This window comes from Actinoplanes sp. URMC 104 (assembly GCF_051386375.1).
Classification (GTDB): Bacteria; Actinomycetota; Actinomycetes; order Mycobacteriales; family Micromonosporaceae; genus Actinoplanes.
Genome location: NZ_JBPQTO010000011.1, coordinates 2,603,185 through 2,621,670 on the forward strand (window position 1 = coordinate 2,603,185; position 18,486 = coordinate 2,621,670).

At 67.6% G+C, this 18,486-nt stretch carries 18 protein-coding genes; 9 read left to right on the forward strand and 9 right to left on the reverse strand.

The features are described from left to right. The first annotated feature begins 259 nt into the window (after positions 1-259). The gene (locus ACSNN8_RS37920) at positions 260-856 is read left to right on the forward strand and encodes a hypothetical protein (RefSeq protein ID WP_436655081.1); all 597 of its coding nucleotides are present in this window, start codon (positions 260-262) and stop codon (positions 854-856) included. Positions 857-914: 58 nt separating this feature from the next. On the opposite strand, the gene ACSNN8_RS37925 is transcribed toward ACSNN8_RS37920, so the two are convergent. Continuing rightward, positions 915-1,385 (reverse strand): GNAT family N-acetyltransferase, encoded by a 471-nt coding sequence (locus ACSNN8_RS37925; RefSeq protein ID WP_436655083.1) that lies wholly within the window; start codon positions 1,383-1,385, stop codon positions 915-917. Continuing rightward, a complete protein-coding gene (locus ACSNN8_RS37930) occupies positions 1,355-1,678 on the reverse strand; it encodes a hypothetical protein (RefSeq protein ID WP_436655084.1) in 324 nt (107 codons plus the stop codon). The genes ACSNN8_RS37925 and ACSNN8_RS37930 overlap by 31 nt, the downstream gene beginning before the upstream one ends. Positions 1,679-2,081: 403 nt before the next feature. Here ACSNN8_RS37930 and ACSNN8_RS37935 point away from each other — a divergent pair, with 403 nt between their 5' ends. The 4 genes from ACSNN8_RS37935 to ACSNN8_RS37950 all read left to right on the forward strand — a co-directional run bounded on the left by ACSNN8_RS37935 (position 2,082) and on the right by ACSNN8_RS37950 (position 5,212). After that, positions 2,082-2,549, forward strand: a complete 468-nt coding sequence (locus ACSNN8_RS37935; protein ID WP_436655086.1) for a hypothetical protein — start codon at positions 2,082-2,084, stop codon at positions 2,547-2,549. A 70-nt stretch (positions 2,550-2,619) separates the two neighbouring features. Next, entirely contained in the window at positions 2,620-3,360 is a 741-nt protein-coding gene (locus ACSNN8_RS37940; protein WP_436655088.1) for an ABC transporter ATP-binding protein, read from the forward strand. Positions 3,361-3,384: 24 nt separating this feature from the next. Beyond that, positions 3,385-4,626: a hypothetical protein gene (locus ACSNN8_RS37945; RefSeq protein WP_436655090.1), complete on the forward strand. Its 1,242-nt coding sequence runs from the start codon at positions 3,385-3,387 to the stop codon at positions 4,624-4,626. A 157-nt stretch (positions 4,627-4,783) separates the two neighbouring features. Then, positions 4,784-5,212: a hypothetical protein gene (locus ACSNN8_RS37950; RefSeq protein ID WP_436655092.1), complete on the forward strand. Its 429-nt coding sequence runs from the start codon at positions 4,784-4,786 to the stop codon at positions 5,210-5,212. A gap of 246 nt (positions 5,213-5,458) precedes the next feature. Here ACSNN8_RS37950 and ACSNN8_RS37955 read toward each other — a convergent pair whose 3' ends face one another. Next, on the reverse strand, positions 5,459-5,686 hold the full coding sequence (locus ACSNN8_RS37955; protein ID WP_436655094.1) for a hypothetical protein: 228 nt from the start codon (positions 5,684-5,686) through the stop codon (positions 5,459-5,461). 412 nt (positions 5,687-6,098) lie between these two features. Between ACSNN8_RS37955 and ACSNN8_RS37960 the strand changes: the two genes are divergently transcribed. Further along, a complete protein-coding gene (locus tag ACSNN8_RS37960) occupies positions 6,099-7,076 on the forward strand; it encodes an IS481 family transposase (RefSeq protein WP_436652394.1) in 978 nt (325 codons plus the stop codon). Between the two features lie 90 nt (positions 7,077-7,166). Then, entirely contained in the window at positions 7,167-7,517 is a 351-nt protein-coding gene (locus ACSNN8_RS37965; RefSeq protein WP_436655096.1) for a hypothetical protein, read from the forward strand. Between the two features lie 172 nt (positions 7,518-7,689). On the opposite strand, the gene ACSNN8_RS37970 is transcribed toward ACSNN8_RS37965, so the two are convergent. After that, a complete protein-coding gene (locus ACSNN8_RS37970) occupies positions 7,690-8,250 on the reverse strand; it encodes a peptidoglycan-binding domain-containing protein (RefSeq protein ID WP_436655098.1) in 561 nt (186 codons plus the stop codon). Positions 8,251-8,935: 685 nt separating this feature from the next. Between ACSNN8_RS37970 and ACSNN8_RS37975 the strand changes: the two genes are divergently transcribed. Both ACSNN8_RS37975 and ACSNN8_RS37980 read left to right on the forward strand, forming a co-directional pair. After that, positions 8,936-9,334, forward strand: a complete 399-nt coding sequence (locus ACSNN8_RS37975) for a hypothetical protein (RefSeq protein WP_436655100.1) — start codon at positions 8,936-8,938, stop codon at positions 9,332-9,334. A 127-nt stretch (positions 9,335-9,461) separates the two neighbouring features. Next, positions 9,462-9,980 (forward strand): hypothetical protein, encoded by a 519-nt coding sequence (locus tag ACSNN8_RS37980; RefSeq protein WP_436655101.1) that lies wholly within the window; start codon positions 9,462-9,464, stop codon positions 9,978-9,980. Positions 9,981-10,133: 153 nt separating this feature from the next. Here the strand turns inward: ACSNN8_RS37980 and ACSNN8_RS37985 are convergent, their stop codons facing one another. The 5 genes from ACSNN8_RS37985 to ACSNN8_RS38005 all read right to left on the reverse strand — a co-directional run bounded on the left by ACSNN8_RS37985 (position 10,134) and on the right by ACSNN8_RS38005 (position 18,045). After that, positions 10,134-10,298 (reverse strand): hypothetical protein, encoded by a 165-nt coding sequence (locus ACSNN8_RS37985; protein ID WP_436655103.1) that lies wholly within the window; start codon positions 10,296-10,298, stop codon positions 10,134-10,136. 318 nt (positions 10,299-10,616) lie between these two features. Further along, complete coding sequence (locus tag ACSNN8_RS37990) at positions 10,617-13,340, reverse strand: protein kinase domain-containing protein (protein WP_436655105.1); 2,724 nt, start codon at positions 13,338-13,340, stop codon at positions 10,617-10,619. Between the two features lie 7 nt (positions 13,341-13,347). Beyond that, positions 13,348-14,424, reverse strand: coding sequence for a patatin-like phospholipase family protein (locus ACSNN8_RS37995; protein WP_436655107.1), 1,077 nt, complete (start codon positions 14,422-14,424; stop codon positions 13,348-13,350). Positions 14,425-14,431: 7 nt separating this feature from the next. Further along, a complete protein-coding gene (locus ACSNN8_RS38000) occupies positions 14,432-17,677 on the reverse strand; it encodes a caspase family protein (RefSeq protein WP_436655109.1) in 3,246 nt (1,081 codons plus the stop codon). Further along, complete coding sequence (locus tag ACSNN8_RS38005) at positions 17,674-18,045, reverse strand: effector-associated constant component EACC1 (RefSeq protein ID WP_436655111.1); 372 nt, start codon at positions 18,043-18,045, stop codon at positions 17,674-17,676. The genes ACSNN8_RS38000 and ACSNN8_RS38005 overlap by 4 nt, the downstream gene beginning before the upstream one ends. Positions 18,046-18,486 lie beyond the last annotated feature (441 nt).

An 18,486-nucleotide genomic window follows, 5' to 3' on the forward strand; every position in this document is an offset into this window, starting at 1 on the left:
GAAATGCCCGCGGCCGACCCGATCCGCCACCGTCGCACGATGGGGCGAACGACCTCGATCCTTCCCCCATCGGACCATCCCAAATGCGTGGCGCTCAAGCGAACCTGACCCCGACCCCCGGCCCGCTCGCCGAGGGCGTAACCGTCGTGGTGGCGGCGCTGGTGCGCACCAGCGCCGCCACCACGACGGCCGTAGAGTGAACCACCTCGACCATCCCCGGCCACCGGGAGGAGAACCCGCTGTGGACCATGCCGCAACCGTGGCGGTCACCGACCACCTGTTCGCCCTGGCCGACCAGGACCCGATAGCCGTCGAGACAGCCGACTGGTCCACCGGACTGGTCGTGCCGATGGCCAGCGGCGCACTGATCTACACCGGCATCGACCGGGGCACCGTCACCGTGAGCGTCGAGCAGCACAACTCCGCGCCCGCGGTCGCCGACGTCCGGCAGTGGAATCACATCATCTGGGACGACATCACCGAAGCGAGCGTGCACGCCCCTCAGGGCCAACTACGTGTCTGCCCGCTCGAAGGCGACCTGCCCGACCTTCCCCTGTTGAGCACCGCCGGGCCGGGCTGGTACCGCGTCCGCGTTCACGCGCGAGGCAGAGACAACCACTTCGACGCCGTGACCGAAGAATCGGGCGAGCAGTACACCGTCCAGGTGTGGCCGCAACCGCCGCAACCGCACCTGATCGTGCGAGCCAGCGACCACTGCGGCTACGGACTGCGCCTTTCCGCACTTGATGCACCGCAACCCGCCCCCGGAAGGCAGCCACCACCACAGCCGATACAGGACCGCGACGCGCAGATGCGAGCGGCACTGCTGGCCCACCAGCCTGACCACGACATCTGACACCTCGTGAAACGTCGCGTGCGGCGCGGACACTGGCGAACCGCAGACTCCGTGCGGGTCAGCGCCCCGGCGGGTATGTGGCCTGCCGGAGCAGTTCGGTCTGCAACGCGGCAATGCCGGGCGTGTGGGTGTCCGGCAGCGTCCACGCCCTGATCGGCCGGTGCGCGTCCAGCGGCTTCCATGCCCACCGCGGGTAGATCAGTTCGGCCGGGTGCTTCCACGCCTGGTGGCCGTACCGGCTGGTGTGAAAGTCGGCGAACACGATCGACTCACCCGGATCGCCGACCTTCCAGCCGAGCCGCTCGTACAGGCCGGCCGTGCTGTCGTCCAGGCAGGCCATGATCCCGAGCCTGCCGTCAGCGCGCAGATGCTGCTCGGCCGCGGTGATCAGGGCGACGCCGATGCCGTGGCCTCGCTGTTCGGCCGGGACCGCGACATACAGCACAGTTCCGCCCACAGGCTTTCGGGCATCAGGACGCCGGCGAAAACCCCGTCGATTCACGCTTGCGCCGCCGGCACGGGAAGCCATGCCATAGCCAGCAGTTCGTCGAGGATCGCCACGGCCATCTCAGCGTCGTTGACGGTCGCCGCGTCACCGATCTCCCGCCGCGTGAACCCGGCGAGCTGCTCGACCGGCCAGCCCGCCCCGGCGAGCATCGCCACGGTACGGCGTGCGGCGGGACCAGCTCCCGGCCGCGACCACATCGTGTCCAGCAAGTCTGGCAACGGCTCCGGCAGATCCAGCCGGGCGACCAGAGCAGCAACGTCGCCCATCACCGCATCCAGGGTCACCGCCACATCTGCCACGAAGATCATTGTCACGCACGGCTTCACCGCCGTGGACGGGCGAAGGGAACGGCACCCTCGTCGGGCGCGCTAACCGGAGTGCGGCCAGGCTCTGACCGCGCGCCCGTTCATGCCGACGCGCCGCGGTGCTCACCGCAACGCCGCGTCGAGGTAGACAGGGCAAAGTTTTCTGTCCCGTCTGCCCTTGTTTCTCGAACGGCCCGCGGACCTGCATGCCTGCAACGGGATAGTTGCGAGCGGGCTCCCTTCTGTCGGGGGCGTGGGAGCGCGCTCATCGGCGCGCTGAAAGTGCGCAATACAGACACTGAGGCAGTTCAATGCAGAATTGCACCTCATAGCGTGTTGATCATCGCTCTGCTACAGTCCGCCGCGACATGATCACGAGTGTGAATCTGTCGTTCAGGTGAACGGAGACCAGGTGAATCGACTAGTCAAGCGCGCCGCCATCACGGTGACCGCAGCGGCGGCGTTTCTGGGAGTTGCCAGTCCCGCCATGGCGGTCCAGTGGGGCTCGGCGAGCGACCCGTACTACGTCAAGGAAGACAACGTCAACCAGGGAAAGGGTTACGGGGACTACGGCAACTACAACTTCCAGTACGCTCGCAGTAACGCCTGGTACTACGACATGAAGGCCGGCGGACAAGGCATCTACGCCGTGACCAACTTCTTCTTCTACTACAGTTACGCCGGCCAGCCGGCCGCCTGGCATTCGGAGCAATACTCCGAGACGAGCCGGACGACCTCGGCGGCGTGGAAGTTCCAGTCGAAGCAGAAGGCCCTGCTCTCTGAGGCGGAGAAATCCCGCGGTGAAGTGAAGGTCTGCGAAGACCAGTCCTTCTCCGGCGACCCGTGCTCGGCCAAGGGCCTTCCCTCATTCTCGTACTGATGTGTCATCCGCTGCGGGCCGGGCTTCCCCGGCCCGCAGCGGCTTTAATTAAGATGGAGCCATCCGCGCGGTGTTAACTATCGACGGTGTTTCGCATTACTACGGCAAAACTGCCGCCCTCGACAACGTATCCTTGACGGTGTCAAGCGGAGTCCTGGGACTGGTCGGGGTCAACGGGGCCGGTAAGACAACACTGCTGTCCGCCGGCGGCGGCGCTTTGAAACCGACCACCGGCAGGGTGTTGCTGGACGGCGATGACCTGTACGCATCCCGCACCCGAAACGCCGCGTTGCGACGGGTGGCAATCATGCCGCAGAAGTTCTCCTTCCCTGCCGGGTTCCGCACCCAGGACTTCGTCTGCTATCTCGGCTACCTGCGGGGCCTGTCATGGAAGGCAGCCCGCGCCGCGACGGCGAAGGTCCTCGCCGACGTGCAACTGGCTGACAAGGCAACGGTGCGCATGGCGCAGTTGTCAGGCGGCATGTTGCGCCGGGTAGCACTCGCACAAGCGCTGATCGCTGAACCGGACGTACTCATCCTCGACGAACCGACAACCGGTATCGACCCAGAGCAGCGGGCACTCGTGCGCGGACTGATTCAGCAAGTCAGCACCGACCGTGCAGTGATCATGAGCAGCCACATCATGGAAGACATCGAAGCGGTAGCCGACCGGGTGGCGGTACTGCACGGCGGTGCTGTCGTCTTCGACGGCACCCTCGATGGGTTGCGTGCCCGAGCAGCAGACCGCAGCCAGCCTGCGGATGCCGAGTCGGCATTTCTGGGAATCATCGCGCGGGAATCGAAGGGCTGAGCTGTGACCGGTGTAATTCCATGGATGAAACGCGGTTCCGGTCTGTGGCTGCTGCCTGTCTTCCTGGCAGTGGACCTGCTCGCCCTGTTCAGCCGCGGCCTGCAGTGGCAGGGTGAATGGGCCTGGACGGTCGACTGGGCCAACGGCGGCACCGTCTTGCTGGGTCCCCTGCTGGCCGGCGTCGTCGCCTACGACGTCCAACGCCTCGGCAACCCATCGGCCAACACCGCCACCACCGCTTCCCTTCGTGGCCCGAACGTGCCCCTGCACGTGAGCGTCGCTGACTGGGTGTGGGCCGCCGCCGCACACGCACTGACCCTCATCGGGGCACTGACCGCCACCGCGCTCACATCCCCGAGCGGCTCCCTGCCGCTGCTGCCGCTACCGCTCGGCTTTCTTGCACTGCTGGCCTTCGCCGCGCTGGGCGCTCTGACGGGCACCTTCATCCGCTCGATGATCGCCGCACCGCTGGCAACCATCGGCTGCTTCGCGCTGACCTACCTCGGCGCGACCGGTGCCGTACCGAAAGTGTTCCGGGTCGGCGGGGTCACCGGAACCCTGGTCGGGTTGCGCTACTCCGTACCGGTCAACGCCTGGATCACCGTTGTGCTGATCGCCGTCATCGCCGTGACCGCTGTTGTCGTCGTGTATCGCAGAAGCGTGCTCACCCGCAGCCGCCAATGGGTTGCCGGTGGCCTGGCGCTGGCCCTGCTCGTCACGGGATGGGTGATGCTGGACGTCCGCGGCGACTACCGGTTCGAGCCGCAACGTAGTGCCATCTCCTTCCGCTGTGCCGGTTCGGCCCCCCAGGTGTGCATGGCCGTGGGCACCACCCGGCCGTTGCCTGCCCTGGCCGCCGCCATGCACGAACAGGCCGCACCACTCACCGCCCTGGGCATCTCCCTGCCGGCCAGGTACAACCAGGACGTCGCCAACGTCGCCCCTGACCCGCGGGCCGGCATCTTCTACCTGGCCGTCGAAGAGGTCAACGCACCCCAACCCGACCCGGTCGCCATCGCCGACTACCTGTCCACCCCGGCCCCGTGCCCGCAGTTCACCTCACCGGACGCACCCCCCGAGGAGGCGCTCTACGCACGGGCGATCCTGGCCGACGTCATCCGGCAGAAGAACAACCTGCCGACCGGCCTGCTGCTCGAAGACAAGGCGAAAGCGTGGATCAGCAGCAGTGCTGTCACCGCGTGGACCAAACAGACCTTCAACGCCCTCAGCACCTGCGACCTGGCAAACGTACATGTCCCGTTCTAGCGAGTCGCTGCTGGCGACGGCAGCCCGAGCACATCATTTCCCGGTCGCCGCAGCCGCGTCCGTCATCGCCACATGGGTACTCCTCCGCTGGGCCGACGTCAGCGTCGAAGTGCCCCTGGGAGCCCGCGTCCTGCCCTTGGCATTATGCCTGCCACTAGTGCTGTCGCTGTTCCACGGATATCCGCTGGTGGACTGGTGGAGTTCCTTCTCCGCGGCGCTTCCGAGGATGAACGCCTACTACCGCCTCACGCTCATCATCGCCGCAGACACCCTCACCGTGGCCTGCGCAGGCTCCGCCATCGTGTCGATCCAGGCCAGCGCCATCATGACCAACGCCCTGCTCCTGATCGCCGCGGTCCAGGCGTTCGTCGTCACCATCGGCGACCTCTACTGGATACCCACCGTCGTGCTCGGGTTCGCGCTGCTCACCCTCCAACTGTCCAACACTGAAGCGGCACACCGGTACACCACGGCAGCCGCCACCCTGCCCGCCCTCATCGCGGCGGCGATCATCGCGGCAGGAGCCGGCCTGCTTCTGGCCACCGTCGGACCGAGACATCGGCGCGTGACCGGTGACGAGCAATGAGCCCAGGTAGCAGCGTGACGCCGGCGAGCGCGTTGGCGTAGAGCAGTGACCAGGTAGTGACCCGATCGAACAGGCCGGAGGGGCGGGTGCTGCGCGCAGCGAGATGGCAGGTGACCCATCCGCTGCGCGGCTCGGTGCAGAAGGCGAGCACTCGTCGGGCTGCATCCGCCACGCGGACCGGGGCCAGTACGTCGCCGTCAAATCCTGCCGAGGCCGGAGCGATGACCATCTCGGGGGCGTCAGTAGTCACAGCGTCACCGTACGGGTCGGCCGCTTGAAGATCGACGGGTGATGCTGATCGTAGGGGTCCGGCGGCGCGGCTTCGGACGAACCGGGCGCTGCACTCACCGGGACTGATGCCGTGCTGGCCTTGGTGGCGGCTCCGTTAGTCTTTGCGGGCTTGCCAGCGTTGGAGCCGGCAAGCAGCAGTAACGCTGCCGCTGCGGCGGGAACGATGATGCGGGGAGACGACACGGGGACTCCTTGTCGTTGCCGCTTGAGTCACGGATCGTGCCTTGGCAGCGAGGGGGTCGTAGGCGACTGCTGTAGGTTGTATGCGGCGCGCCAGCCCACAGGTGTGGACACGCTCCGGTCGTGCGCTGGAGACGGCCATCCGGATGTTGATCGATCCCCAGGCACCCGCTGCCCTTTGCAGTCACCGCCCGCACACGGCCGTTGATCTTGCAGTGCGGATTCGACTGATGAACCGGTGGTGTCTGCGTGTGAGCGGAGCATCACACGATCGGGTTCCTAGGGTGTCCGGGTGACGTCTGCCCTGCTAGCGTCCGCCGCGCGGTGAGCGTGACAGATCGCCGGCTAGCTCTAAAACTGCCAGAGGTTGTTAACACTTCGGGTCTCCGATCGTTGGAGACTTATGCCCCCGTCGATGGACCAGAAGCTGGACCGTCAGGCACAGCATCGCCTGGCGGTTCTGCGGCACGTTGAAGAAGTCACCGGCAACGTCGCCCGCACCTGCCGCTACTACGGCATCAGCCGGCCGACCTACTACAAATGGCTGCGCCGCTACCAGGACGAAGGCCTCACCGGCCTGCGCGATCGCTCGAGCGCCCCGCACCACTGCCCGACCGCGACGCATGCCGACATCGTCAACAAGATCGTCTACCTGCGGCAGAACTATCACTTCGGCCCGGTGAAGATCCAGATGTATCTCAAGCGATACCACGACATCACGATCACCAGCTCGGCGATCTACAACATCCTGGTCCGCCTCGGCCTCAACCGGCTGCCCGCCTCGCAGCGCTACACCAGCCGCGAGAAACGCTGGAAACGTTACGAGAAACCACTTCCCGGCAACCGGCTCCAGATCGACGTCAAGTTCATCGAGCCGATCGGCCTGCCCGCCGACCCCGCGGCCGGCAAGGCGCCGATCACCGGCCGGCTACCCAAGCAACGCCGCCGTGCCAGGTACTACCAGTTCACCGCGATCGACGACTGCACCCGGCTGCGCGTGCTGCGCATCTACCCGCGATGCGATCAGAAGACCGCCATCCAGTTCCTCGACTACGTGCTGCAACGCCTGCCGTTTCGGGTGGAGGTCATCCAGACCGACAACGGTGCCGAGTTCCAGACCCAGTTCCACTGGCACGTGCTCGACCAAGGCATCGCCCACACCTACATCAAACCCGCATCGCCGCACCTCAACGGCAAGGTCGAACGGTCCCACCGCATCGACGCCGAAGAGTTCTACCGCATGCTCGAAGGCGTCGTCATCGACGACACCGGCGTCTTCAACGACAAGCTGCGCGAATGGGAGGATTACTACAACTACCACCGCCCACACGGCGCCCTGGACGGCCAGACACCCTACGAACGACTTAAGCAAAAGAGTCAGACCCAGGTGTAAACCGACTCTGGCAGATGCACAACTAGCCGTACCCATGGGACTGCTGTCCGTCTACGGGCATCGCAGTCGCAAATCTCCGAAAGGCCCTCCGTGAACCTGCGCATCGTCACCGCCGCATGCTGCCTACTCGTCCTCACCGCCTGCGGCAACGAGCCTGTCACCGTCGAGCAGGCATCTTCTACGGACTCATCGGCCGCCGCCGACACCGAGGCAGGGACTGCGAGCACCGGCAGCCTGCTGGAGACGGGTTTCGGGCAGCGCGACGAGTATGCGTCGGTCATCGCGATGGTGAAGAACAACTCCGCCGCTGTGGGGCAGACCGTGACCGTCCAGTTCAACCTCAAGGACGCCGGCGCAGCAGTGGGACACCGAGAACCCCCTCTCCGGGCCGGCCGTCGAGTCGTGGATCGACGACGTGCTCCCCCAGCACCCGAGCCGTAAGCGGCGTACACCCGCCGAGTAGGCCGGCGATGTGCCCGAGCACCCAGCCGCGCGGCTCTCCGGTCACCGAGGTTGCCTTGTGTGTGAGAAGTGAACCGTCCAGGTCAGGCAAAAGGCGGGTGGCCACCGTGCTCCGGGACAGCGGTGGCCACCCGCCTTTTGCCGGATCAGGTCATTCGAGGGTCAGGTCGCAGAACACTCCGGTGGCGATGCCGTACGGACCCTTCGCGAAGCTGCCGATGACGCCGCAGAATACCGACTTGCCGACCTTGGCCTCCTCAGAGGGGTTGAGGCCGGGTACGGCTGCGCCTATGTCGCAGCCCCAGCCCAGGGAGGGGTTGCACGGCGGGCCGTCGTCGGTGGATTTGGTCTCGTACCACTCGTGAAGGGCGGCCCGGGATTTGCTGCCGAACATGCCGTTGGGGTTGACCTCGGGGACGTACTTGCGCTGGAATTTTTGCACCAGCGTACGGGTCTGTTCGGTGTAGAGCCCGTCGATCGGAATGCTGTTCTGCTTGTCGCCCACCGCCCAGTTCATCCAGGTCTGCAGGCTGATGATGCACGAGCCGGCGGTGCCCACGTACATCAGGTCGCACTCGCTCATGTCCAACGTGATGCTGAACTTTCCGGGCGATTCGATGTCGGCCTGCGCCGGCGCGCCCACGCCGATCACCAGCGCGCACGCGAGGGACAGGGCCGCAAGGACGCGGCGGGTCAGTCCGTACCGTCTCATGATGTCTCCTTGAGTCCGGTGAGATGGTGCCCGAGACACGGCCGCAACCGCCGGCTGGTTCAGCCGTGACCCCGCAATCGCGCCGCGTCCACCGAAAGAGTATTGCCGCCAGCGCGAGCAGGGGCAGGTCGCTTACTCGAAAGGGTGCGCGATCAGCGCCGCCCACAAGGACCGTGAGTAACTACCGATCCGTTGCGAGTCGCCCGGTTGCCCGACCGGATTCTCCTGCGTCGAACGCTGGGCCGAATTTCGTGGCCGGCGGGATGCAACCCTCCGTCCTTCTGCGGAGTAGCAGGGTGGTCGACGGGAAGGGGACGTGGTGGTCCGAGCCTCCGGCGGCACGTCATCGAGTGGGGCCGGCGTGTTGTTGCTTGCTGGTTCTCGGGTCGTCGCTGCGCCTTGACCGTCTGAGACGGCGCGCCGGCACCGCCCCGACCGGGGCCGGGCGCGTGTAGCGGAATGGGGTCTCGCACGGCCCCTGCGACGGCGGGTTTTAACCGCTGGCGTCACCTCCATGAATGGGTACTGAAGAGAACCCGTCCGGCGGGGAGCGCCAGTCCTGAGATGACCGCCTCGCCAGAAACAATATTGACGCGCATGATTGTCTGTGGATAGTGTCAGCAGGCAACGCCGACCCAATCCCATTCCGGGGGGAACAGTGCGGAAACAGTTGTACAGCTCAGTCATGGCAGTTGCCGTCGTCGCGGGAAGCCTGGTGGGCGCGTCGCCCGCGCTGGCGGCTCCCGTCACCAGCGGCACCCTGCAGGCACTCGGAGGCGGCACCGTGACCGCCACCGGCTTCACCAGCAGTTGGCCCCGAGGGACTATCAACCTCGATGTCATTCTCTACAACAACGGCAAACTGAAAAACGAAGTCGAGAATGTCTGCCGGTCGTCGACGTCGTGCCACAACAACCCGACACCGATCGTGTCCTGCGGCTGCCCCGGGCACTGGGAATTGGCCGTCTACGCCGACAACGGCCACACCTACGACTCCTTCCACAAGGAAATCACCGCCAGCCTCGTCGCCGGCAAACTGGTCCTCACCGAAGGAAAGGTGACCCGGAAAACGACCGTCAAGTGAGGGACAAAGCCAGCCTTGTGCGGCCTGTTACGCTGTCGCGCATAACAGGCTCAGAGCAACTCCGGGTGTCCGGGCTCCTCTGCCCGGCACACCCGGAGTGACGTGGTGCAGAGCAGGAGAACTCACGTTGCAGGCCATCACCTTCCCACTGTGGGACGCCCCTGACTTCGGGCTGCCGCGAGCCGACCGGGTCAGCACCCACTGGGCGCAAGACCGCCTCATCTCCGTCACACTCGGACGCTCACCCGACGCGCGAGACGACGACCCGGCCGCGCTCACCATCACCTCGATGGACGCATCCCTGACCGGCAGCAGGCAGGGGCTGACCCTGGGGCCGCTGCTGAACCTCGTCGGCCGGCTGGCCGAAACGCTCGACATCAGCGCCGCCGAGGCCGCCGAGCAACTCGCCGGCCTGTCCGAGCAGCCCGGCGAACCCGCCACGCTGATCGTCGGTGACCGGACTGTCCGCTCCCGCCGCCACGACGTCGCTGCAACCGGCGACTGGACGGTGACGACTGTTGAACCTGGGACCGCTGTCTGCGTCGCAGGCGGCCCGCAGGTGGCAGTGCCTCGCCTGGTCAGCGCCGACATGGCGCTATGGAGCGCACCGCTGACCGAGCAGGTGGCTCAGCAGACGGCATCCTGAACGTCACCCGCACGCCGCAACGGCGGAACCAACCGCCCTGGCCGGTGCAGCCGGCCCTGGGTGACGGGCCGCGCCCCGGCCAAGGCCGCAGCGATGTGCCCCCTGCCAGAACCTCTCACACCGAGGCAGCCGCCAGCCGATGGAGCGGCCCGGTCATTGTCCGATCGTGGTGAGCCAGTGCGGGTCGCCGTCGCCGACGGTTGCGGTCAACCCCGTCAGCAGCCACACCATCGCAGGGAAGAACGCGACGCCGAGGGTGTCCGACAGGTGGCTGACGCTCACCTGGTCGGGGTCGACGTGGACGTGGCCGGCGACCACGCGCCGTGCTTCGCTGTGCCCGGCGATCGTCGAGGCGACCGCGGCCGGTCCTGCCTGGTCGGGGCCGAACCGCTCGCCGATCCACGCGTCGGCTGCCTCGATCTGTTCCTCGGTGATGCCCGCGTCGCGGAACGAAAGCCGACTGAGGTGAACGGCTGATCATGTCGGTAGAACATCCGCACGCGGACACGCCTGGCCATCCCGAAGCACGCGGCACCCTGCCGATGGCCCGTTATCTGACCGACCCGGCAATCGAGGAGGAGATCCAGGCCCTCGCCGCGGAAGCGCCGCTTCCCACACCTGATCAAGCCGCCCGCCTCACTCGGCTACTCCGGTGGCGGCGCGATTCGGACGATGCCTTACGGCCCGCGAGGGGGCGCCGGGAATCGCCGCTTCGGTCGTTGGTGGCAGCGCCTCCGCGGTCCGTGCGGGCGCCGCCTCGGCCGCGGCCGGCGAGAACAGTCCTGCTTGCCGTGCATGGCTGAGGCGTTCGGCGGCCAGGTAGGCCCGCGTCAAACCGATCCGCACCGGCTCGGCGTTGATGCCGCACTTGATGCCGGTGAACAGCGTGATGTTGAGAACCGACACCACCGAGGCGTAGGCCAGGTCGTCCTTCAGGACATTGGAGTTGATCAGCACGGCAAAGAAAAGCACGATGCCGACGTACGCGAGCATGGACGGCGCCCACATCCGATACATGGACAGTCCGGGGATGTTCTGCGGCACGGTGGACAGTTGCGGCCGCCGGTCCGCCCGGCCGGTGGTCGGGGTGCGGGCATGTTGCACGGCGCTCAGCGCGAACAGCGATCCGGTGAAGTTCACCATCAACGAGTCGATGAGGCCGGCCGCGCTGCCGAACGTCCACCAGGCGGGCTGCAGGAGGTTCACCGGCACGACCACGAGGGCGACGAAGAAGGCGTTCCAGCGCACCCAAAACTCGGTCCAGAACCGTAGCCGCCCGGTGCGCCCGCTCGCCGGTGGAAGCACGCGCGTCGTCAGGTTGCTGTACACGTTCTGGTAGTACTTGACCGCGGCCAGGCAGAAGGTGATGCCGGTGAAGCGGGCGGTGAGGTTGGCCGCAAGGGTCTCGGGCGGCACCTCGTAGCCGGGCAGGGCCAGAGCGGTCAGAAACCCGGCCGGCACCAGCCTGAGATCGGCCAGCATCAGATAGCCGACGACCGCGAAGCAGCCATACCAGGTGACGGAGCTGCACATCGACCATCTGTACAGCCACGAGGAGGTCTGCCACCACGGGTTAGCCCGGTCGGACTGCTCGTCGCGGTTGTCCCTGCTGGTGACATTGCGCAGCCGGCGCAGGCGTCGCACCGCACCCGAGGCAGGCCCGTAGATGACGATGAACCTGCGCAGCCGGGTCGGCGGCCCGAACAATCCGTCGTTGCGATCAGCGACGAGGGTGGCGTGATAGTTCGCGTGGCAGACGCGGCTCAGATAGGTGTACGGGTTGCCGTGGGCTGGGCGGTGGAGCAGTAGCCGCAGGGTCGGATCCCGCTCGATGAGGTCTTCGAGGAAGCGGGCCAGCAGCGGCGTGCGCCGATAGAACGCGTCGGGCACTACGCCCTCGGCGTCGCGGCCGACCCCGCTGAGGGCGATGAGGAGCTGACCGAGTGAGTAGACGTCCGCGAAGTAGGCCGGAACGTCCGGACCGGAGTATTCGCTGGAGCGGATCTCCGGGGCGATGTACACGGCGTCGGCGCCCTCACGGCTCAGCCCGGCCTGGTCGTAGAGGTAGTTGCGGCCGAAGTCGATGAACTTCAGTCGCGTCTTGTTCTCCTCCTCGATGACGATGATGTTGGACGGGTTCAGGTCTTGATGAGACAACTTGTGCTCGTTGAGTTGCTCAAGGGCCTCGAAGAGCGGGCCCATGAAGGTTTCCAGGATTTTTCGCTGGGCGAAGCGAGGCGCGTTCGCGCTGTCCCGGCTGCGTTCGGCGGCGGTGAGCGATCCGCGAAGGACGCCGAGACGCCGGGCCAGGGCCCCGGGCTCGCGCCGGGCGCCGGCTCGCGCATCCCGCAGCTCCTCCTGCATCTGCTGGACCCGCTGCGTGAGGGTGTCGCCCTCGATGAAGTCGGTGACGATCAGGTTACGGGTGCTGGCACGCACCTGGACAGCCGCGGCCAGGCCATGGGTCAACGGGCCGTAGGCGGCCAGGTATCCGCTGGTGGCTCGTTCGATGGCGGCGAGCTCGGCGTATGGCAGGAGGACGAATTTGACCGCGGCGTCGGTCCGGCCCTCGGTGCTGCTCTGTGCCCGCCAGGGCGTACGGATGATGAACGAGGTGGTGCCGCAGCGGTGGAACTGCATGCCCTCGAAGTCGAGCTCGGCCCAGATCTCCCGCGCCCGTTTGGCGGTCAGATAGCGCACCGCGGCGGGATCGGCCGGGAGCTGCTGGCCGCCCTCGAACACAGCCTGGGCGTTGTAGCCGGTCATGGCCTTATCCGGCCCACGATATTCGGCCCATTCCGGTTCGTAGATGCAGCGCAGGGCCTCCCCGACCTCGTCGTAGGCGAAGAGACGCTCGCAGACTCCCGCATACTGCTGCGCCGCCGTACGGCGGGCCGGTTCGTGGGCGCCCGCGCCCCGTACTCCCCAGTCGGCCAGGTCGTCGAACCGGCGATCGTCCGCGTCCTCCATGGTGAGCAGGGTCAGGAACAGCACTGCCAGGTAGCCCAGCGCACCGTCGTCGGACATCTCGTCCATCTGCCGCTCGCAGCATCGAGCAAGGTCGTCCAGGAAGCCGCGCCGGGCATCGGACCGGTCGGCCGGGGCCTGATCAGTGCTCTGCAGCCAAGTCATGCCGAGGGCACTGCCGTACAGGCCCTTGAATGAGGCAGCGTCGAGTGGCAGAACGGCCAGCATCTGCCGCCACGCGGCGACCTCGGGATCGGCTCCGCCGGAAGCCGGGGAACCTTCGTACAGGACCTCGTTGCGGATGCGGGTGGGCAGGCCGGGCGACATCTCGCTGCTGCTCGCGGCCCGCGCCCAGATGATCAGGGACGCTAGGGCGTTGCTGCGTTTTGCCACGCGTGCCTCACCGCTCCAGGTCGAGCGGGAATCGGAAGTCGGAACGGTTGTGGTCGGGCACCATCAGGCGGGGCATCGCCCTGCGCCGGACGCCCTCGACCGCGTAGTAGATCGTCTCGTACCCGGCCCGCGCGCCTTCCAGGAGCAGCCAGGGGTTCATTTCGTGCCGCATGACCTCGGGCTGGCCGGGCAGCGGCGCCAGATCGAGGACGTACGGTGCCGGCCGCGGGTCGAGCCGCTGGGCCTCGATCTCGCGGCGGGCCCTGCGATAGGTGCGTACCGCCTGAAGATAGCCCGTGCCCAGATCCTGACGGAGCCGATTGAGACGCAGGCCGACGAAGCGGTTGAACGCGGTAACCCGGCCTCGCGACGTCCCCATCGGCCGCGTGCTCAACGACAGCACATGGGTATAGGCGTCGTCGCCGGTACGCGGCACGACCTGGAACGGATGCGCCGTGAGCACGCCGCCGTCGACCGCTCGATAGCTGCGGAATTGAGCGGCCCCCGGCACGGCTATCGGCAGCCAGATGGTGGCCCGCAGAGCCTGCCGGAAGTCGTCGGTGGACTCGAAGTCGCGGATCACCTCGGTGCGCAGGTTGTCCACGTTGGTGACCATCAGGTGCAGGGGAATGGGAGAGTCTAGGACCGCCCGGTAGTCCAGGGGTTTGATGGTGTGCACCACCGTGTCCAGCGCGTACGAGGGGCTCATCATCGGGCGGCCCCGCAACACCCGCCGGAAATCGAGGAACTTCCGGTTGGTCAGGTCGTCGTAGTAGATCGAGACTGGATACCAGGTCTCGCCGACCAGGAAGTACGAGGCGTTGACTGCCCCGGACGAGCAGGCGAAGACCGCGTCGAAGCAGTTGCGCAGCCCGAGGTCCTCCAGCGCCTGGAGCATCGCCGCGGAGACCACTCCGCGCAGCCCGCCGCCTTCGACGGCCAGGGCGACCCGGCAGCCGTCCTCGTGCCGGCCCGGCGTTGTCGCAGCGGTGCGCCGCTTGCGAAGGATCTGGAGCACCGGGTGGTCGCCGGCCCACACCGGGCCGGCCAACGGGACCCGGGGCGCGGGGATGGTCTTCGCCATGCGGACCTCAGCTCTCGTCGAAGGTGAGCAGGTACACGCCGGCCTCGCCGGCGGCGATCACGGTCGAGTCGTCGAGCCAGCGGCAGTCCGCCACTGGCTGATCCAGCGGGAACCCTGCCAGGTGCTGCCCGTCGGCGGTCCAGATCCGGACGAACCGACCGGCGTCCGCTGTGACGAGACGCGCGCCGCGCCGGTCGGCCGCGGCTGTCAGGAAGTGCGGGGGACCGCCGGCGATCTCGGTGCGCAGGGGCTGGGTGATGGGCAGCGTCGTCAGCGACCCGCTCACCACGGTGCCGCTGGTGCGGGTCAGGACAAATGTGCCGGCGCCGGTGATATGTGCCGTGTGGATTTGTTCCCTCTGGGAGTCTCGCGTCATCTCGGCCGCCGGGTCAGCCGGATCGACCAGCGCCCGCGTTCCCCGGCGGGAGAACACGGCGAGCCGGCCCGTCGGCGTCTCGGCCAGTCCGCGGATCGGCGAGTGGTCGACGACATACCGCCGCGACGGGCCGGCCTCGTCGACCAGGCTGCGCACGACGGTCTCGCCGGTGAGCAGCCCGGCGGCCAGCCAGCTGCCGTCGGCGGCAACGAGACAGGCCGTGATCGGCGTGTTTGCCAAGGCGAAGGACTGCACCAGCCCGGCCTCGGTGAACAGCCGAACCAGGCCGTCGGACGACCCGGCGGCCAGGAGGCGGTCGTCCGTGCTGATCGCGGCCGCGGTGATCCGGGAGCCCCACACCTCCTCGGGCGCGTCCGGCGAGTTCCGGTTCCACCGATACAGGGCCCGGCTGGGCCCGCCGCCGGCGATGAACCATTGCCCGTCGGCCGACGGGACGCAGAACTTCGCGGGTTCGGTACGCAACGGCGCCTGGCGCGTCGCTCGTACGGCGGGGTCCCAGACCCGGATCGTCCCGTCCTCCCCGGCGGTCGCCAGCCAGGACCCGTCGGCCGCGGCCACGCAGGCGGTGACCGCTCCGCGATGGCCGGACAGCGTGGCCACCTCGTCGTATCCGCCGGCGAGCCCAGCGGTGGCGGACGCGACTCGCACGGCGCCGTCCTCGCCGCCGCTCGCCACCCAACGGCCATGCGGGTCGGCCACGACACAGCGGACGGCCCCGGCGTGCCGGTACAGATGCTGTGGCGCCGATCCTTCGGTGGTCCACTCCAGCACGGAGCCGCCGTCGGTGCCCCCGATGATCCGTTCGCCCCCGGCCATCAGCGCGCAGCACAGCACCGAGCCGTCAGCCTGCAGTGGCTCGCCACGGCTGTCGCCGGTTCTCGTCCACAGCCGCACCGTGCGGTCGTCCGAACCGGTGGCGAGCAGGCCTGCCTGCATTGCGCAACAGGTGACCATCTCGCTGTGTCCGAGCAGCTCCACCGTCGAGCCGTGATCCTGGCTGCTCACCGTGCCCTGGTCGGTCAAGGTGAGCAGCCGAGCGATGTTGTCCGAGCCGACGATCAGCAGCCGGCTCGGCTCGGCCACGCAATCGAGCACCCGGCCGACCTCCGGAATCGTGTTCGTGGCCACCACCTCGCCGGAGGACAGCGCGAGCAAGCGCACGCCGCGCTCGTCGCCGATCGCCACGAACTGGCCATCGTGGGTGACCGCGCAGCACTGCGGCACCCGGTCGACCGGGTGGCCGGGGGCGGGCAACCGTTCGCCGGTCACCGGATCCCAGCGCTCGACGCCCTCGGTGCCGACGGTGACCAGCCAGCGCGTGGCCGGCGTGGTGGCCAGCGGCACCGTCGTGTGCTCGTAATGGGGCCGCAGTAGCAGCAACTGGGCCGGATGGGGCGTGTCCGGCAGCGGCCATCCGGCCGTGATGCGCGCACCGGTGAGGTCGGCGGCCAGCGGTTCGCAGCCCGGAATCCGGCCCAGCAGCACCGGGCCCAGGGCTGCGGTTCGTGCGACCTCGTCCAGCAGGTGCCGCGCGCGCAGCAGATGCTGCCGCAGCGGACCGGCGGCCGGGGTGCGGTGGGTGATGGCTTCGAGCTCACCGAGAGACTCGGCAACCGATCCGGTGCGGTCGATGCGAAGGGCCAGCCAGCGCGGATCGCAACGCAGCCGGTCCGCCTCGGCCGACCGGCCCGCGTTCTCCAGATGGCGGGGCATCTGGCCCCACAGTGTCTCCGGCTCGGCCGGCAGCCGCCACCACGCCTCCGGTTGATCGGCGGGTAACAGCATCTCGCGGGTGGTGCGGATCATCGAGTCGTAGGCATGCCGCCGCCGCTCATTGGTGAAGCCGACGGAGAGGATGGCCCGCGCCGGTTTGCGCAGCGCCACCAGGCGGCCGTGTCCCTGCCGAGCCGGCGTCGTGACCTCGACGAGACGACGCTTGATCAGCTCGTTGAGCAGCCCCTCCGGATCGGACAGCCCGTGGCCGGAGGGTGAACCCCACCACGCGGTTACCCACCGCTCGGAGATCGGCGAGTCCTCGGGCACGACTTGCATGTCCCGGCACGCCTCCCGCGCCTCGACGGTGAGCTGGGCAAGCTCACGGTGCGCCTGGCGGGTGTCCGGCAGGCGGGCGAACTGAACCTCGCGGCGAAAGTCCTCCTCGCTGCACCGGACGCCTTCGCGGGGCCCGGTCAGGGGAACTGCGTCGTTCGCGGTGGCCGACCGGAACGGTGCCCGGTCGGTGATCCGCAACAGCGATCCGTACACGTCGTCCGCGGTGATCGGACGGTCGCCTGGCGTCTCCAGACCCAGCAGAGTGCGGGCAACCGCGGTCGCGAACGGGCTGGCCTCGTCGGACGTGCCGTCCGGCGCGCTTCTGGCCGCGGCCGCGGCGCCGATCATGTAGAGCTGGCTCGTCAGCTCGAGATCGACCTGATGGGCCCCGGCCGAGCAGGCGTCCACCAGGAGCACGACGTGCACGGTCTTGGCCATGCCGGCCACGACCGTATTGATGAAGCCGGTGTCGACGCTCGTGTTCGCGAGACGGCCAAGGTCGCTGTCGCGGGTGGTGAGGAAGAGCCGGTGGACGGAATCGGTGTAAGTCTCGCCGTGCCCGCTGTAGTAAATGAGGACAACATCCCCGTTTGCGGCCGAGTGCAGCAGCTCGGAGACTTTCGCGCGGAGCAGCGCGCTGGTCGGGTCGCGCAGGACCTCGACGTCGTTTTCCGCGAACAGACCCAGCCCGGGAGTGGTCAGCACGCCGGCCAGCAGCCGCGCGTCCAACGGCGGGCTGCTCAGCGACGGCAGTCCCTCGTTGTCGTACGAGGAACACGCGATCAGCAGAGCCCGGGCTCTCATTCCGGAGGCCTTTCGAGCCACCTTCTCGCCTCGTCCTCCGAGACGTTGTCCATCGTCAACACGAGGGTGGTACCGTCGCTGACTCTCGTAACTGTGATCTTGCGATTCTTCCGGGTACCGATCCACGCCTTGAAAATCTCGATCACCGCGGTGAACGCCCCGGCCGAGCCGAGCGCGACTATGACCGTCTCGGCTGTTCCCTTGCCGGAGTCGGCCGCCGGCCGCGTCGAAGCGCCCGATGCGTCGCGTATTGCCGCGAACAATTCCAGTCGCTGCCTGTTCCATCGAGGATCCTCGTCGAACCAGTCACCGTCGGCAACGCCGACCTTGATCTCGGTTGCTGACATGTCGCTATTCTTCCCTGTCATCTAACGCCGCCAATGTGCGCCGGCCGAGGCCGGGAGATAAAATGCTCGACCGTAAAGCCGTACGCCTGATACTGACGGACGGGACTGCTGGCCGGCGCCATCCGCGGTCACCGCGCAGTCCGCGATCATGGCGCCGCTCCCCAGCCGCTAAGCCCGTAGCCGTCGAAGGAAGTCAGTCACCCGCGTTCCTCTGCGTAAATGATCAATAGACGACCGGTGAAAGCGGCCGGTGCGCGCTTGCCGTCACGCACCGGCCGCCGGATCGACGTCCGGCCGCCATCGAACGTCGGTCCCACAAATCCGCACTCAACCCGCACTGCAGGTCACCTTGGGCAAGCTTGATCAGGGCGGGACAACCGCTGCCGAAATGACCTTGAATAGGCCGGTGCGTTCACGATAGTTCGCGGTCACGGCCTCTTAACAGCAGGGAAAACCCCCATA

Coding starts and splice junctions, on each gene's coding strand:
- ACSNN8_RS37925 (WP_436655083.1), bottom strand. CDS start 1,385: ATGGCTTCCCGTGCCGGCGGCGCAAGCGTGAATCGACGGGGTTTTCGC.
- ACSNN8_RS37945 (WP_436655090.1), top strand. CDS start 3,385: ATGAAACGCGGTTCCGGTCTGTGGCTGCTGCCTGTCTTCCTGGCAGTG.
- ACSNN8_RS37960 (WP_436652394.1), top strand. CDS start 6,099: ATGGACCAGAAGCTGGACCGTCAGGCACAGCATCGCCTGGCGGTTCTG.
- ACSNN8_RS37970 (WP_436655098.1), bottom strand. CDS start 8,250: ATGAGACGGTACGGACTGACCCGCCGCGTCCTTGCGGCCCTGTCCCTC.
- ACSNN8_RS37975 (WP_436655100.1), top strand. CDS start 8,936: ATGGCAGTTGCCGTCGTCGCGGGAAGCCTGGTGGGCGCGTCGCCCGCG.
- ACSNN8_RS37995 (WP_436655107.1), bottom strand. CDS start 14,424: ATGGCGAAGACCATCCCCGCGCCCCGGGTCCCGTTGGCCGGCCCGGTG.
- ACSNN8_RS38000 (WP_436655109.1), bottom strand. CDS start 17,677: ATGAGAGCCCGGGCTCTGCTGATCGCGTGTTCCTCGTACGACAACGAG.
- ACSNN8_RS38005 (WP_436655111.1), bottom strand. CDS start 18,045: ATGACAGGGAAGAATAGCGACATGTCAGCAACCGAGATCAAGGTCGGC.